Below are 14,870 nucleotides of genomic sequence, written 5' to 3' on the forward strand. Positions count from 1 at the left end.
CTTCTTTTTCCAAATATGCACACGCCACCTGCCACCCGGCACATACGGAGGGGTTGCGGTGATCCGGCTCGAAAAGCGCCCGCAGCCGTCAAGGGCATGGACAGTGGCGACACCGATCCTGGCGGTGATCCTGACGATGATCTTCGGCGGCATCATGTTCAGCCTGATCGGCACCTCGCCGTTCGAGGCGATCCGCACGATCTTCTGGGATCCGCTGTTTCATCCGCAATTCGCGGCGTTCTCGCGCCCGCAACTGCTGGTCAAGGCGGGGCCGCTGATCCTCATCGCCATCGGCCTGTCGATCGGCTTCCGCGCGGGCATCTGGAACATCGGGGCCGAGGGGCAATACATCATCGGCGCGATCTGCGGCGCGGCGGCGGGTCTGGCGCTTTACCCGATGGAGTCGGCGCTGATCCTGCCGCTGATGATCGTGGCGGGGGCCTTGGGCGGCTGGGCCTGGGCGATGATCCCGGCACTTCTGAAGGTGCGCTTCGGCACCAACGAAATCCTCGTCTCGCTGATGCTGGTCTACGTGGCCGAGAACCTCTTGGCGTCGGTGTCGTCGGGCATCCTGCGCAATCCCGAAGGCATGGGCTTTCCCGGCTCGCGCAACCTGTCGCAATGGTCGTCGTCGCAGAACCTCGAACTGATCCCGAACACCGGCATGCACCTCGGCGTGCTGACCGCCTTCATCGCGGTGATCCTCGCCTATGTGCTGCTGACGCGGCATATCCAGGGCTACAACATCCGCCTGACCGGCGAGGCTCCGCGCGCGGCGAAATTCGCAGGCGTGTCGCCCGCACGCACGATCCTGTTCTGTCTGGGCACTGCCGGCGTGCTGGCGGGCATGGCGGGGCTGTTCGAGGTCACAGGACCGGCGGGGCAAGTCAGCATCGACTTCGGGTCGGGCTATGGCTTTACCGCGATCATCGTGGCCTTCCTGGGTCGGTTGCACCCGGTGGGCATCCTGCTGGCGGGGCTGCTCATGGCGCTGACCTACATTGGTGGCGAGTTGGCGCAGCTGATGCTGGGCGTGCCCGGCGCGTCGATCCAGCTTTTTCAGGGCATGCTGCTGTTCTTCCTGTTGGGGGTGGATGTATTGACAAATTACCGCGTCCGCTTCGGCGCAAGCGAGGTGGCGTGATGGATCTCGGCAACATCAACCCGGTCCTGCTGGTCGCATCGCTCATGATCTCGGCCACACCGATCCTGCTGGCCGCCATCGGCGAGATGGTGGTCGAGAAATCGGGCGTTCTCAACCTCGGGGTCGAGGGCATGATGATCACCGGGGCCGTCATCGGCTTTATCGTGGCCATCAACACCGGATCGCCGCTTCTGGGCTTTGTCATCGCCGCCGTTGCGGGCGCGGCCCTGTCGCTCTCCTTCGGCGTGCTCACGCAGATTTTCCTGTCGAACCAGGTGGCGACCGGGCTGGGCCTCACGCTGGTCGGGCTGGGCCTGTCCTCGCTTCTGGGCAAACCCTACGAGGGTCAGAAGACCGCAACGCTGCCCAAGCTCGACATCCCCATCCTCGGCGACCTGCCGGTGGTGGGTCGGATGCTCTTTTCCCACGACATCATGGTCTATGTCAGCCTCTGCCTCATTCTCGCGGTCTGGGCGTTCCTCAAGTTCACCCGCGCCGGGCTGATCCTGCGCGCGGTCGGCGAAAGCCATGACAGCGCCCATGCTTTGGGATACAAGGTGGTGCGCGTGCGCCTGCTTGCCATCATGTTCGGTGGCGCCTGTGCGGGCCTCGGCGGTGCCTATCTGAGCCTTGTCCGTGTACCGCAATGGACCGAGGGCATGACGGCGGGCGCGGGCTGGATCGCGCTGGCCATCGTGGTCTTCGCCAGCTGGCGCGCGGGCCGGGTGCTGATCGGTGCCTATCTTTTCGGCGGCATCAGCGTTCTGCAACTCAATCTGCAGGCTGCCGGGATGACGTGGGGGGTGCAATACTTGTCGATGTCACCATATCTGATAACCATCCTCGTGCTTGTTTTCATCTCGTCCAACCGCAGCCGCAGCAGCCATGATGCGCCCGCGAACCTTGGACAGACCTTTCATGCGACCCGCTGACAAACAGGGGCGCTGCAACACCAACGGGGCGCCAACCGCCCCACCAACCGGGAGTACCCACATGATCCGCAGAACACTACTCGCGACAGCCGCCGCCGGCCTGACGCTGGCCTTCGGCGCACCCGCCATTGCGCAAGACACCACCAAGGCGTGTTTCGTCTATGTCGGCCCCATCGGCGACGGTGGCTGGACCTACCAGCACCACCAGGGCGCGCTGGCGCTCAAGGAAGAATACGGCGACAAGGTCGAGATCGCGTATCAGGAAAGCGTGCCCGAAGGTGCCGATGCCGAGCGTGTCATCACCCAGATGGCGCTGTCGGGCTGCAACATCATCTTCACCACCTCGTTCGGCTACATGGACCCGACCAATAACGTCGCGGCCAAGTTCCCGGACGTGAAGTTCGAGCACGCCACCGGCTACAAGCGCGAGCATCCGAACGTGTCCACCTACAACGCGCGCTTCTACGAAGGCCGTGCCGTTGTGGGCCACATCGCGGGCAAGATGACCCAGACCAACAAGATCGGCTATATCGGGTCCTTCCCGATCCCCGAAGTGATCATGGGCATCAACAGCTACTATCACCACGCCAAGCTGGCGAACCCGGAAGTCGAACTCGTCGTGACATGGGCCTATACATGGTTCGACCCGGCGAAAGAGGCCGACGCCGCCCGCGCGATGCTCGATCAGGGCGTCGACGTGATCACCGCGCATACCGACTCGACTGCACCACTGGCCGAGATCGCCAAGGAAGGCGGCTCTGCATGGGGCTTTGGTCAGGCGTCCGACATGGCAGCCTTCACCACCAATGATGACGGTACCCCCGGACCGCGCATCGCGTCGATCATCGACGAATGGTCGCCCTATTACATCAAGCGCGTGGGCGCGCTGATGGACGGCACCTACGAGCAGATCGACAGCTGGGCGGGCATGCCCGAGGGCGAAGTCGTCATCGGCACGATGAACGACGCCATCCCCGACGACGTGAAGGCCGAAGCACAGGCGATGATCGACGCCATCACGGCGGGCGAGTACCACCCGTTCACCGGCCCGATGAACAAGCAGGACGGAAGCGCATGGCTGGCCGAGGGCGAGACCGCCGACGACGGCACCCTTCTGGGCATGGACTTCTACGTCGAAGGCATCACCGGCGACATCCCGAACTGATCGGGGTCCGGCGTCTGCCGGAGAGTTGCGATAGACAGGAAACGCCCGGGGGAGACTTCGGGCGTTTTTTATATGGTCGCTGGCGCAGAGCATGCCTTTTCGATCCCGCGCTTTGTTCCAAATGACAAAGCTGCGGCATCTTCATAACCTGCAGCCATGACGCCACAGATTCTCACAACACTTCCCGGATACACCCGTGCGCTGTTCCTGCGTGACGTCGTTGCGGGGGTAACCGTGGCGATGGTTGCACTTCCCCTGAGCCTTGCCATCGCGATTGCGTCGGGTGCTGACCCGGCCAAGGGTCTGATAACGGCGATCGTTGCGGGGTTCCTGATTTCGCTTCTGGGCGGAAGCCGGGTTCAGATCGGTGGACCAACAGGCGCTTTCATCGTCGTGGTGTTCGGCGTGATTGCCGATCATGGCTATGACGGGTTGCTGATCGCCACCTTGATGGCAGGTCTGATCCTGTTGATCGCGGGATATTTCCGCGCCGGAAACCTGATCCGCCTGATCCCCGAGCCGGTGATCAATGGATTTACCATCGGCATCGCCATCATCATTGCGACCAGCCAGTTGAAGGATCTGTTCGGGCTGAGTGTCACGGACGTGCCAGCGGAATTCCTGGCCAAGATCGAGGTCCTCTGGGACGCGCGCCCCAGCTTTTCGACCGTTTCGGCCCTTGTGGGACTGGGCACGATGGTGCTGATCACGGTGTTTCGTCGCGCCGCACCCGCCTTGCCCGGACTGATCGTTGCGGTCGCCATCACCTCTGCCATCGTGGCAGTTCTCGACCTGCCGGTGGACACGATCGGGTCGCGCTTCGGGGCGCTTCCCAGCACCCTTCCCTGGCCCTCGCTTCCCGACATCACCGTTGGACGATTGGTCGAGCTGCTGCCCTCTGCCCTCATCATCGCCTTTCTGGCCGGGGTTGAATCTCTGCTGTCGGCCATGGTGGCGGACCGCATGATCGCAGGTCAGCATCGCCCGAATGCGGAATTGCTGGCGCAGGGGGCCGCGAACATCGGCGCGGCGCTGTTTGGTGGCCTGCCGGCGACCGGCGCAATCGCGCGGACGGCCACCAATATCCGCGCCGGGGGGCAGACACCCGTGGCGGGGCTTGTGCACGCGGTGACGATCCTTCTTGTCATGCTGGTGGCGTCGGGACTTGTCGGCTACATGGCGATGCCCGCCTTGGCGGGGCTGTTGATCCTGACTGCCTGGAACATGAGCGAGCCGCACAAATGGCGGGATCACCTGGTCCAGCGCAAGGCCGATGTTTTGCTGCTTGGGCTGACGATGGTTCTCACGGTCCTTGCTGACCTGACCGTGGCCATCGGGGTTGGGGTCGCCCTGGGGCTGGCGCTGCGACTGCAACGCCGCAACGCCCCTGACTCGGACTGGTCCGAACCGGACCGCTGATCGGGGATCGCATGTCTTGCCCTTGGTCGAGCGGCATGTGCATTCTCGGCCGAGCGCGACTCTTTTCTCGCATCATTCCGCCACGCCAAGACCCAAGGAACTGCCCATGCACCCCTTCCATCAAGAGCTGAAATCCCGACTGGTGCGCTATTGCGCCATCGACAGCCAGTCGGACATGGACAGCCCCGGCGCGCCCTCGACGGCGTGTCAGCATGACATGCTCGACCTGCTGGTCACCGAACTGACCGAGATCGGCGCGGCGGATGTCACGAAAACCCCCTATGGCACCGTGATCGCCACGATCCCCGGCACCGTGTCCGGTCCGACCATCGGGTTTCTCGCCCATGTGGACACCGCGCCGCAGTTCAATGCCACCGGCGTCAAGCCCCGTGTGATCGAAGGCTACAATGGCGGTGCGATCACCTATCCCGACGATCCCGACCTCGTGCTGTCGCCCGACGCCTTTCCCTATCTCGCGGGCAAGGTCGGGGAGGACATCGTCACTGCCTCGGGGCTGACGCTCTTGGGGGCGGATGACAAGGCGGGCGTTGCCATCGTCATGACCGCCGCCCGGCATCTGCTGGAGACCCCGGAGATAAAGCGCCCCACGATCCGCGTCGCCTTTACCCCCGACGAGGAAATCGGCCGCGGTGTCGATCCGAACCTGCCCGCCGATCTGGGCGTCGATTTCGCCTATACGTTCGACGGCGGCGAACTGGGAGAGATCACCTACGAGACCTTCTCGGCGGATTTCGCCGTGGTCACAGTGACCGGCGTGTCGATCCATCCCGGCACCGCAAAGGACAAGCTGGTCAACGCCATCCACCTTGCATCCAAGATCGTCGACACCCTGCCCCAGGTCACCCTGACGCCCGAGACCACCGATGGCACCGAAGGTTTCATCCACGCGGTCGACATGAAGGGCAGCGCCGACCAGATGGAGCTTCGTTTCATCCTGCGTGATTTCGAACTGGAGGGGTTGAAGGCCAAGGGCGCGCTTCTTCGGCAGGTCTGCGACACCATCGCGGCGACCGAACCGCGCGCGCGGATCACCTGCACCATCACCCCGCAATACCGCAACATGCGCTACTGGCTGGAAAACGACATGACGCCCGTGGAACTGGCCCGCACCGCGCTGGCCGATCTGGGGATACCAGAGCAGTCCGTGCCGATCCGGGGCGGCACCGACGGGTCGCGCCTGACGGAAATGGGCGTGCCCTGCCCCAACCTGTTCACCGGCATGCAGAACGTGCACGGCCCGCTGGAATGGGTGTCGGTGCAGGACATGACCCGCGCGACGGACCTGTGCCTGCGGATCGCGGAACGCGCGGCACAGCCCGGTTAAGAGCGCCTATTCGTCGTCCGACCAGCGCTTCATGTAATCGGTCTGGTAGACCCCGCCGCCCGCCTGTTGCGTCAGCGGCTTGCGCACCACGTAGTGCAGGATCACGGGTGAATCCGACGGCAGTTGCCCCCGAATGCGCGGCCTGACGCCAGTTTCGTTCGGGTTCGTCGTGCGCGCCGTCTTGCGCGCATGGGCCGGGCGGATGGGTTGCAGCAAAAGGTCCAGCACCTCGTAGCCCATCGCCTTTTGCCAGAACCCGTACACCATTTCGGGGGTGATCTGGTAGAAGCCGTGATTGATCCAGTTGTTGCAGGGCGAATGCCCGATCAGCACAGCGCCGGGTTTCAGCATCCGGTCGATGTTGCGATAGGCGGTGGGCAGTTCGAACACATGCTCGCAAGTGCCGCCGTCATAGATCACGTCGAACCGCGCGGTCAGGTCTTCGCCAACGGGCTGCGTCAGGTCGTGGATGATGCTGGCGTTCTCGAACTCCGAAAAATCGAGTGAATCGACGCTGTCGAACCCAAGCTTTTCAAAGAAGGTCTCGCTATAGGCGTTGTCGGGGTTGCGCAGATCGTCCTCGGTCAGGCCGGGAAGATGCGTCGCGATGGCGGCCGCGAAATCCTGCGCCGCAACACCCCGCCTGCTGCCGACAAAGCCCTGTCGACCCAGCATGAGGAACGCCCCGCCAAGCTGATGACCTTTGGTTGTCTCGATCAGCAAGGTGCCCAGAACGTCCGGTATCGACATGGAATTTTCTCACTGTTCACGCATCCGGGAAAGCATCCTCCGGCAGGGACTCCAATGCAAGCCACACGCCTTCGGCCCGCTCTGAAAGCGATGCGCGAAAACATCATGCGGCTGCCCCGTCAGCCCTTCAGTCGGCACCTTGAAGCGATTGCAGATAGCCCACCAGATCGGCGATCGGTTCGGCCACAATCAACGGCTGTCCGCTTGGCAGCTTCATCGGCGTGTTGGCGACCCCTTCGAAATAAGGACCGAACACCGGCATGGGGGATCCGTGACTGACCATCGGATCGGTTCCGTCGATGCGGCTCAGCACCCGCTCCAGCGGAAAGCTGCGCTCGTTGCGCGCCGACAGCGTCGTCAGGTCCGACGGCTGCAAGACCAGCGCGGCCGCTAGTGGACCCTGCCCCTTGGCATCGGCCCCGTGGCAGGTGGCGCAGTGGGTCTGGAACAGGGCCCGCCCGTGATCGACATCCTGCGCAAGTAGCGGCACAGCAGTCAGTGCCAGACAGGCAAGGCTGGCAAGGGCATGTCTCATGGATGATCCTCCATCTGACCAAAGATACAGCAACCCTGCAGGAATCCCGCCCATCGCGCGTTGATCCGGATCAATCCTTTTGAGGTCTCATGCAGATGTCCTAGCTTACGCCAAGTCAGCCAAGAGGATTTGCCATGTACCGCCTGTTCCTGATCGTGATGATGACCCTTGCCGCCCCCGCCTTTGCGCAGGACACCGATCTGGAACTGGTGCTGCTGGCCGATGCCTCCGGCTCCATCGACCAGCGCGAGATCGACTTTCAGCGCCAAGGCTACGCGCAGGCGATCACCGATCCCGAGGTGCTGGCCGCGATTGCCAACACGGCCTATGGCAGCATCGCCGTCACCTACGTGGAATGGGCCACCAATCAGGCGGTGGTGGCTGACTGGACCCTGATCGACGGGCCAGACAGTGCCACGCTTTTTGCCGCCGAGTTGTTGAACAAGCCGCGTCAGGCCTATGGGCGCAACGCCATTGGTGCAGCGCTGCTCGAAGGGTTGCGACTGATGGACACCAATGACTTCGATGGCTGGCGGCGGGTCATCGACTTTTCGGGTGACTCCGTGCGCAGCTATTCCGGCCCGTCGATTGCCGAGGCGCGCGACACGGTGGTTGCGGCGGGTGTGACGATCAACGCCCTGCCCATCCTGCGCCCTGACGATCCCGGTCGCGCGCAAGGCGGTCTCGAGGCGCAATACGAGGCACAGATCATCGGCGGGCTGGGGGCGTTTGTCGTGACCGCCGAGAACCGTGCGTCCTTTGCCGAGGCGGTGAAGCGCAAGCTGATTCTGGAAATCTCGGGCCAGATGCCGACGCGGAACGTGGCGGAGGCGCGGAACGCTGCGAGACCGTCCTCGCGCTGAGCGGGCAAGCCCCGTCCGCGGGGCTTGGGACGCAATGTCGAAATTGCGTGGAAAAGCGGTTTTGAAACCGCTTACCGGCGCTACTCGTCCAGCGATCCGTGCACGGCCAAGAGCGCCATGTCCGCCTCTTGCGGTTCGATCACCCGGAAGCTTTCGCGCACGCCGGACTCGGTCAACTCGCGGCTCACCGTCAAAAGCGTGTTCGGCGCGTGCTCGTCGCAAAGCTCGGCCATATGGGCAATCTCCGCCTCGGCCACCGGGCGCGCGGCCTCGACCGACGGCGCGCCGTAGAGATCGACGAAATGCTGCGCCAAACCCTGCACCAATGCGGCATGTTCCGCCGGTTCGATCTGCGTCACCGCGACGAAACTCACCCGGCCAAAGGTCTCGGCCCCCAGCCAGCCATTGCTGAACGCCTGTTTCGCACGGCCCTCGAGATCCCCCTCGGACCAGTTGGAAAACTCGAACCCGCCCGAGATGCACCATTCGCCGGTGCGGGCCGGAGAATGAAAGACGCGCTGGTCGCTTTCGTCGAAATGGATGGCACGGGCAAGGTTCATGAACGGATCTCCAGAAGGTCGGTCACAGGCAGGAGCATGGTCTGCCCGTCGGCGCGAAGCAAGAGGCCAAGCTTTTCGTCCAGACCCAGAAAATGGCCATTCTTTCCGAGGAAGGTGCCGTCCTTCCCCATGCCATAAGCAAGGCCCGCCCATTCGGTATGAAGCGGCCCCATGCCCTCGTCCTCCCACCGGCTGATCCAGTTGAGCAGATGCCGCGACCAGCTTTCCAGCAGATCGACCGGCGTCAGGTCACCGCAGCCCTCGCTCATCAGGTCGGTCTCGTCCGGGGTCTCGCCACCGGCAAGGTTGCCTCGCGCAAAGACCAACTCGAACCCGGTGACAAGCCAGCCGGGTTCCGCGTCCGCATCCTGCGTGTCGGTCGCACCGCGCACTGCGCCACACAGCCCGCCATTGACGCGGATCGGCCCGTCCCAACACAGATGCACCGGCATCTCCGACGGCCCCAGCGCCCCCAGCGCGTTCTGCAGCGCGACGCCCGTGAGCGGCACCATCGCCGCCGCGTCGGACAGCGCCACTTCAGGGGCCAGCACGATGGCTGCGCGCAACCGTTCGGGTGACGCATCATACAGGATCGTGCCCGCGTCGCAGCCCTGTGCCGCCTCGGAACAGGCCGCCTCGAACGGGTCCGCCCCCGCCGTATTGATGCCCTGCATCAGCGGCGGGAACGAGGGTCCGGTGCTCATGCCTTTCCGGCGGCGATCAGCGTGCGGGCCAGATCGCGGAACGACTGGGCCTGTGCGCTGTCGGGTTTCGACACGACGATGGGCGCGCCGCCATCGGCGGCCTTGCGGATGTCGAGATGCAGCGGGATTTCCGCCAGAAGCGGCACCCCGATCTTGGCCGCCTCCGCCGCAACACCGCCATGACCGAAGATGTGTTCCTCGTGCCCGCAGTTCGAACAGATATGCGTCGACATGTTCTCGATCAGACCGATGATCGGCACGTTCATCTGGTTGAACATGTCGATCCCCTTGCGCGCATCCAGAAGCGCCACGTCCTGCGGCGTGGAGACCACGATGGCCCCGTCCACATACGCCTTCTGGGACAGGGTCATCTGCACGTCACCTGTGCCCGGCGGCAGGTCCACCAGCAGAACATCCAGCGCGCCCCATTGCACCTGCATCAGCATCTGCTGCAACGCACCCATGAGCATCGGACCGCGCCAGACCACAGCCTGACCTTCGTTGACCATCAGGCCCATCGACATCATCGTCACGCCAAAATTGCGCATCGGCAGGATGATCTTGCCATCCGGGCTGGCGGGACGCCCCGACACGCCCAGCATGCGCGGCTGGCTCGGCCCGTAGACATCGGCATCGAGCAGACCGACCCGACGGCCCTCGGCGGCCAGAGCACAGGCGAGGTTCGCAGAGACCGTGGATTTGCCCACGCCGCCCTTGCCCGAGGCGATGGCCAGAATGCGGTCCACACCGGGGATTTTCTCGGGGCCGGCCGGTTTCGGCTTGGCACCGCCCTTGAGGTCCGGCGGCGGTTTCGGCGTTGAATGCGCGGTCATGACAGCCGAGACGGAAGACGCGCCCAGCGCCTTCACCGCGTCCTCGGCAGCCTGCCGCACGGGGCTGTAGATGGTGGCCTGATCAGCCGCCACCTCGACCACAAAGCGCACCGCATCGCCGTCGACGTTGAGCGCCCGCACGATGCCTGCGGCCACGATATCCTGTCCCGAAGCCGGATCGGTCACGGCTTTCAGCGCGGCCAGAACCGCGTCACGAGTCAGCGCCACGGTCAGTCCTGTCCCTTGATCGAGCCGGTGACGACATGTTCGAGGTCAAGCCCGTCAATCGTCAGAACCACCTTGGCGTCAAAAATCTTGCCGCTGGTGTCGGCATCGCGCATCGCCTCTTCGATGGCCTGCTGGGACGTGACCCCAACCTGCTTGAGAAACTTGCGCATGGACATGTTGAAATCATCGCTCATCGGTTTTCTCCCCTTGGGCCTCCGCCCGGTCTGGCCGAGGTGAAGCGTTGACGGGTGTAAGCCAGCGCCTTTAGGCTTTCAAGCGAGGAGGCGCTTCATAATGACAGTGACAGGAAAACAACTCGGCCTCGCCTGCGCCACCATCATGGCGCTCACCGTCGGCACCACCGCCCAAGCCCAGGACAAGGCCTTCACGCTGGCCGCGCCCGAGGCCCTGGTGGACTCGGGTCTGCTCGGCTACATCCTGCCGCGCTTTTCGCTCAAGACACAGGTGCGGATCACGCTGACCGAACCCGGGGCTGCGGCGGATGCGGAGTTCGGCACGACCGGGGTTGTGGCCTTTCAGGGCCCCGACACGGTCTGGCATCTGACCACGGGCGAGGATGCGGATGCCCGGCGCTTTGCCGACTGGCTTCAATCCGAGGTGGGCCGCAGCACGGTGGACAGCTATCAGGTCGATGGCGCGGCACCCTTTGTCACGCAGGTCGAGGTGGCGCAGGTGGTGGCCCCGACGATCTACGAGGGCGATGCCAAGCGCGGCGAAGAGGTCTCGCTGTCCCATTGCGGGCGCTGCCACGTGGTGAACGACACGAACCGCATGAACTCCATCGGCTCGACCCCGTCCTTTGCGGTCCTGCGCACGCTGCGCGACTGGGAGGACCGGTTCCAGACCTTCTACGTGCTCAACCCGCACCCGGCATTTACACAGATCGCTGATGTGACAGAACCGTTCAGGGCCAACCGCCCCTCGCCCATCCGCGCGGTCGAGATGACGCTGGACGATCTCGACAACATCATGGCCTTCGTGCAGGGCATTCCCCCCGCCGATCTGGGCGCACCGGTGCAATCGATGGACCAGTAAAAGCTCCCCATCGAAGCACACCAGATAACAATTTGGAAAATAGAACAAAGCACTGAAGTAGTGTCGCCGTTTCAGCATTCAGTTGCAGGAATCGGAAAAATTCGACACGATGAGCCTACAAATTTTAACGTTCTTTTTTTTCACAGTTATTGATGAGCGCGAAAGCCATGATTCCATTAGAATTTCAATGCATTGACAACATCACACCGCAGATTTTCACGACCCGGGTGATTGAACCGGTCTTGTGCCACTTGTCAGAGATCGCGTTTTCGAAAGCGGCTTCACAGCTGCTGCTTGGCACAGCATTGCATGAAAGCATGGGTCTGAAGCATCGCCGACAAGTCGGCGGTGGACCTGCCCGCAGTCTCTTTCAGATGGAGCCAGCTACGCATGACGATATCTGGACCAATTTCCTTGCTTACAGAGACGCTCTTAAAGGGCAGATCGAGGGCCTTTTGAGTTCACCCACGGCAAACAAGCACCTCGAGTTGGAATTCAATGACAATTATGCAGCGGGTATGGCCCGGGTCCACTATTTTCGAGCCCCGGACGCCCTTCCAAAAAGCAACGACCTGATTTCACAGTCGAACTATTGGAAAAAGCACTACAATACCGCATTGGGCGCCGGCACGCCCACAAAATACCAAAACGATTGGAAAGCGCATGGCGGCCCAGACGTCTTGTTCCGTATCGACTGCAGCATATAGGCCAGCAACATGAAGAACTGCATTTACTTACTGAGCGGCATCTTTTTTCTGATTTTCGCCCAATCGCCCGTCCAAGCCGAGATCACCGTCAACACAACAAACGGCAAAGAGTATCACCATGTTTTGCTGACACTTACTGAGCAAGATTTACTGCCCAATCCAGAAGGCAGGAGTGATGACCTTGCATATACTCTTGCTGATGGGGGTATGTTTGAAATCTACATTCCTTCTGGCAGGCTGTCCGATGTGGCTTCTCCTGGTTGCGAAGCCCTCATTGTGCGTATGCCTTGGACCAGCCCCGACCTCGATCCGGAATTCGTCTTGGAAAAATCCCAACTGCTCGAAGACATTAACAACGTTCGGGACGGAAGAACGGGCACGGTTACCATCGCCGTTGAACTCGACCCGTATCTTGATACGTCGGACGACACATTCACGCTCACGCGCTGCAATGTCTTCCTTCGCACCGCCTACGGGCGTTATGTTCCCAACGTGGACCCCCTGCAAAAGTAATCGACGTCGCGTAGTCCCATCGGATCGAAGTGTCCAACGGGACTACGGTAGAATGGGTCGATCCGGTTCATTCACCTGCGCTCAATGGTCCTTGCGTTTCGAGTACGGCCCGTCGCCCAGGTAATCATCCGTGGTGCGCGGGATGCGCGGCTCGCCCAGCGCAAACGGATTGTTCTTCGAATGGTACTGCGCCTGAATCCGGCAATTGTCGCACATCTGGATCATCTTGGCCGCGTCGCTGGTGGCGAACATGGAATGCTTGCCCGCCAGTTTCTCGGTGATCTTCTCGATGGTCGATTTCACCCCGAACAAAGACCCGCATTCGATGCAGGCAAAGGGTTCCTCCTCGTTCAGAACCACCTGGCTGAAGGCCGCATCGGTGAGGTTCATGCGCGGCTCCAGCGTGATCGCCGTTTCGGGGCAAATCGTGGCGCAGATCCCGCATTGCAGGCAGGCATCCTCCTGGAACAGCAGCTGCGGCAGGTCGGGATTGTCGCCCAGCGCGCCGGACGGACAGAGCGACACGCAACTGAGACACAGCGTGCAGGCGTCCTTGTCCACCAGCACCGCACCGTAGGGGGCGTTTTGCGGCAGCGGCAGGATCTCGGCCTCGGGGGCCATCGCCTTGGCCGCGACCCGTGCCACCTGACGCCGTGTGCCGATGGGCAGGCTGGGCGTGGCGACGGGCTTGGGCACCGCACCGCCATAGAGGTGATCGCTCAGCGCGTCGGGATCGGTCAGGTCAAGCACCTGCACCCGACCGCCGCCTGACAGCGCATTGGCCAGCACCGCCTCGTGTTCCGGCGTGTCGCGTTCGGTGCGCGGGGCCAGCAGGACATCGACAGACGCAAATCCACAGCTCAGCGCCGCCATCATCTCGGCATGACCAAAGGCAGCCAAACTGTCCATCGCAAACGGGATCACATCGGCGGGCAAGCCCCGGCCAAACCGTGCGGCAAGGCTGATCATCTCGGTGCCATGGTCGGCATCATGCACCAGAAGGCGCGGCGCTGTGCCCCCGGCTTTGCGATAGGTGGACGACAACGTGTCCAGCCGCCGGAACACCGCCGACACCGGCGGCGCGTCATAAGCGATGGCCCCCGACGGGCAAAGTGCTGCGCAGGCGCCGCAGCCCGCGCAGATCATCGGATCGATGGCAACGTGATCGCCATCGGGCGTGATGGCACCGGTGGGACAGATGTCGAGGCACTTCGAACAGCCCGTCTGTTCGGCACGGCTGTGCGCACACAAAGCAGGCTCCAGCGCGATATAGAGCGGCTTCTCGAACGTGCCGACCATCTGCGCCGCCTCGGCCAGCACGGACGCCACAGTCGCGGGCTGGCGCGGATCGGCGCGCAGGTAGCCTTCGCGCTTGTGCGGCGCGGGCACCATCGCAGGCTCGCCGGTCAGGTCGATCACCACGTCACATTCCGACACGGCCCCGTCCTTGGGATCGCTGAACGCAAACGCGCCGCGCCCGCCGGGCAGCAGTTGCGAGAACCCGTTGATCCGGACCTCGAACTGGCCCAAAGCGCCGTTCAGGTTGCGCACCTGTCCGCGCACCACGTCAAAGCGGCGGTCGACCGGCACATCAGACGCGTCGGTCTGCAGCACGGTCACCGCCAGCGTGTCGCACAGCTGTGCCGCCGCCGCGAAGACCGCATCGCCCGCTCCGACGATCAGGCAGGTGCCTTCGCTGACAACGTCGATCACCTTGGCCGATGGCAGGTTCAGGACTGATTCCGCAGCCAGAGCCGCCTGCTTCGGTCCGGCCTGCCTGGCGTCATCGCTCCAGCCCGCGCGGTCGCGTATGTCGACAAAGGCGGGCGTATCGACACCCAGTTCCTCGGCCAGCATCTCGAAGAACGCGCTTTCCTGCGCACAGGCGACGATCACATCGCCGCCACCAATGGCCTTGGCCGCGCTTTCGGCCTGCGTGCCGCAGAGGTTGGTATAGACCCGCGAGGGATCGAGCGATGTCGCCTCACCGATGCGTGCGGCGTCGACATTTTGACTGCCAAGGCAATCGCAGAGTAGAAGAGTGGTTCCCATTTCGGTCCTTTCGCGGCGCCTGCCTGCGTGATCTCTTGTCTTTGGCTGGAGATTTGGACTTAAC

General features: G+C 63.0%; 16 protein-coding genes. 9 read left to right on the top strand and 7 right to left on the bottom strand.

Annotated elements, in window-relative coordinates:
- The first annotated feature begins 58 nt into the window (after positions 1 to 58).
- The 5 genes from IEV82_RS20790 (at position 59) to pepT (ending at position 6,005) form a co-directional block, all read left to right on the top strand.
- On the top strand, positions 59 to 1,144 hold the full coding sequence (locus IEV82_RS20790) for an ABC transporter permease (RefSeq protein ID WP_188484010.1): 1,086 nt from the start codon (positions 59 to 61) through the stop codon (positions 1,142 to 1,144).
- Positions 1,144 to 2,076 carry an ABC transporter permease gene (locus IEV82_RS20795; RefSeq protein WP_188484011.1) on the top strand — a complete coding sequence of 311 codons (933 nt, stop codon included), beginning with the start codon at positions 1,144 to 1,146 and terminating at the stop codon, positions 2,074 to 2,076. The genes IEV82_RS20790 and IEV82_RS20795 overlap by 1 nt, the downstream gene beginning before the upstream one ends.
- A 61-nt stretch (positions 2,077 to 2,137) precedes the next feature.
- A complete protein-coding gene (locus IEV82_RS20800) occupies positions 2,138 to 3,241 on the top strand; it encodes a BMP family ABC transporter substrate-binding protein (RefSeq protein ID WP_188484012.1) in 1,104 nt (367 codons plus the stop codon).
- Between the two features lie 156 nt (positions 3,242 to 3,397).
- Positions 3,398 to 4,660, top strand: coding sequence for a SulP family inorganic anion transporter (locus IEV82_RS20805; protein WP_188484013.1), 1,263 nt, complete (start codon positions 3,398 to 3,400; stop codon positions 4,658 to 4,660).
- A 106-nt stretch (positions 4,661 to 4,766) separates the two neighbouring features.
- A complete protein-coding gene (gene pepT, locus IEV82_RS20810; protein WP_188484014.1) occupies positions 4,767 to 6,005 on the top strand; it encodes a peptidase T in 1,239 nt (412 codons plus the stop codon).
- A gap of 6 nt (positions 6,006 to 6,011) precedes the next feature.
- Here pepT and IEV82_RS20815 read toward each other — a convergent pair whose 3' ends face one another.
- Both IEV82_RS20815 and IEV82_RS20820 read right to left on the bottom strand, forming a co-directional pair.
- The gene (locus IEV82_RS20815; protein WP_188484015.1) at positions 6,012 to 6,755 is read right to left on the bottom strand and encodes a class I SAM-dependent methyltransferase; all 744 of its coding nucleotides are present in this window, start codon (positions 6,753 to 6,755) and stop codon (positions 6,012 to 6,014) included.
- Positions 6,756 to 6,882: 127 nt separating this feature from the next.
- Positions 6,883 to 7,290, bottom strand: coding sequence for a c-type cytochrome (locus IEV82_RS20820; protein ID WP_188484016.1), 408 nt, complete (start codon positions 7,288 to 7,290; stop codon positions 6,883 to 6,885).
- 134 nt (positions 7,291 to 7,424) lie between these two features.
- On the opposite strand from IEV82_RS20820, the gene IEV82_RS20825 reads away from it, so the two are divergent.
- Positions 7,425 to 8,153 carry a DUF1194 domain-containing protein gene (locus IEV82_RS20825; RefSeq protein ID WP_188484017.1) on the top strand — a complete coding sequence of 243 codons (729 nt, stop codon included), beginning with the start codon at positions 7,425 to 7,427 and terminating at the stop codon, positions 8,151 to 8,153.
- An 80-nt stretch (positions 8,154 to 8,233) separates the two neighbouring features.
- Here IEV82_RS20825 and IEV82_RS20830 read toward each other — a convergent pair whose 3' ends face one another.
- Genes IEV82_RS20830 through IEV82_RS20845 form a run of 4 tightly spaced genes read right to left on the bottom strand, consistent with a single transcriptional unit; the run spans position 8,234 to position 10,672 of the window.
- Entirely contained in the window at positions 8,234 to 8,713 is a 480-nt protein-coding gene (locus IEV82_RS20830) for a DUF6505 family protein (protein ID WP_188484018.1), read from the bottom strand.
- Positions 8,710 to 9,417, bottom strand: a complete 708-nt coding sequence (locus IEV82_RS20835) for a biotin/lipoate--protein ligase family protein (RefSeq protein ID WP_188484019.1) — start codon at positions 9,415 to 9,417, stop codon at positions 8,710 to 8,712. Before IEV82_RS20835 ends, IEV82_RS20830 begins: the two co-directional genes overlap by 4 nt.
- A complete protein-coding gene (locus tag IEV82_RS20840) occupies positions 9,414 to 10,478 on the bottom strand; it encodes an Mrp/NBP35 family ATP-binding protein (protein WP_188484020.1) in 1,065 nt (354 codons plus the stop codon). The genes IEV82_RS20835 and IEV82_RS20840 overlap by 4 nt, the downstream gene beginning before the upstream one ends.
- Before the next feature lie 2 nt (positions 10,479 to 10,480).
- Entirely contained in the window at positions 10,481 to 10,672 is a 192-nt protein-coding gene (locus IEV82_RS20845) for a DUF6494 family protein (protein WP_188484021.1), read from the bottom strand.
- 100 nt (positions 10,673 to 10,772) lie between these two features.
- On the opposite strand from IEV82_RS20845, the gene IEV82_RS20850 reads away from it, so the two are divergent.
- From IEV82_RS20850 to IEV82_RS20860, 3 genes are all read left to right on the top strand, one after another.
- Positions 10,773 to 11,534, top strand: a complete 762-nt coding sequence (locus IEV82_RS20850; RefSeq protein ID WP_229747953.1) for a hypothetical protein — start codon at positions 10,773 to 10,775, stop codon at positions 11,532 to 11,534.
- Between the two features lie 152 nt (positions 11,535 to 11,686).
- Entirely contained in the window at positions 11,687 to 12,241 is a 555-nt protein-coding gene (locus tag IEV82_RS20855) for a hypothetical protein (RefSeq protein WP_188484022.1), read from the top strand.
- A 9-nt stretch (positions 12,242 to 12,250) separates the two neighbouring features.
- Positions 12,251 to 12,754, top strand: a complete 504-nt coding sequence (locus IEV82_RS20860; RefSeq protein WP_188484023.1) for a hypothetical protein — start codon at positions 12,251 to 12,253, stop codon at positions 12,752 to 12,754.
- An 81-nt stretch (positions 12,755 to 12,835) separates the two neighbouring features.
- Here the strand turns inward: IEV82_RS20860 and IEV82_RS20865 are convergent, their stop codons facing one another.
- Positions 12,836 to 14,806 carry a 4Fe-4S binding protein gene (locus tag IEV82_RS20865; protein WP_188484024.1) on the bottom strand — a complete coding sequence of 657 codons (1,971 nt, stop codon included), beginning with the start codon at positions 14,804 to 14,806 and terminating at the stop codon, positions 12,836 to 12,838.
- Positions 14,807 to 14,870 lie beyond the last annotated feature (64 nt).

The organism is Marivita lacus (genome assembly GCF_014637725.1).
Lineage (GTDB): Bacteria > Pseudomonadota > Alphaproteobacteria > Rhodobacterales > Rhodobacteraceae > Marivita > Marivita lacus.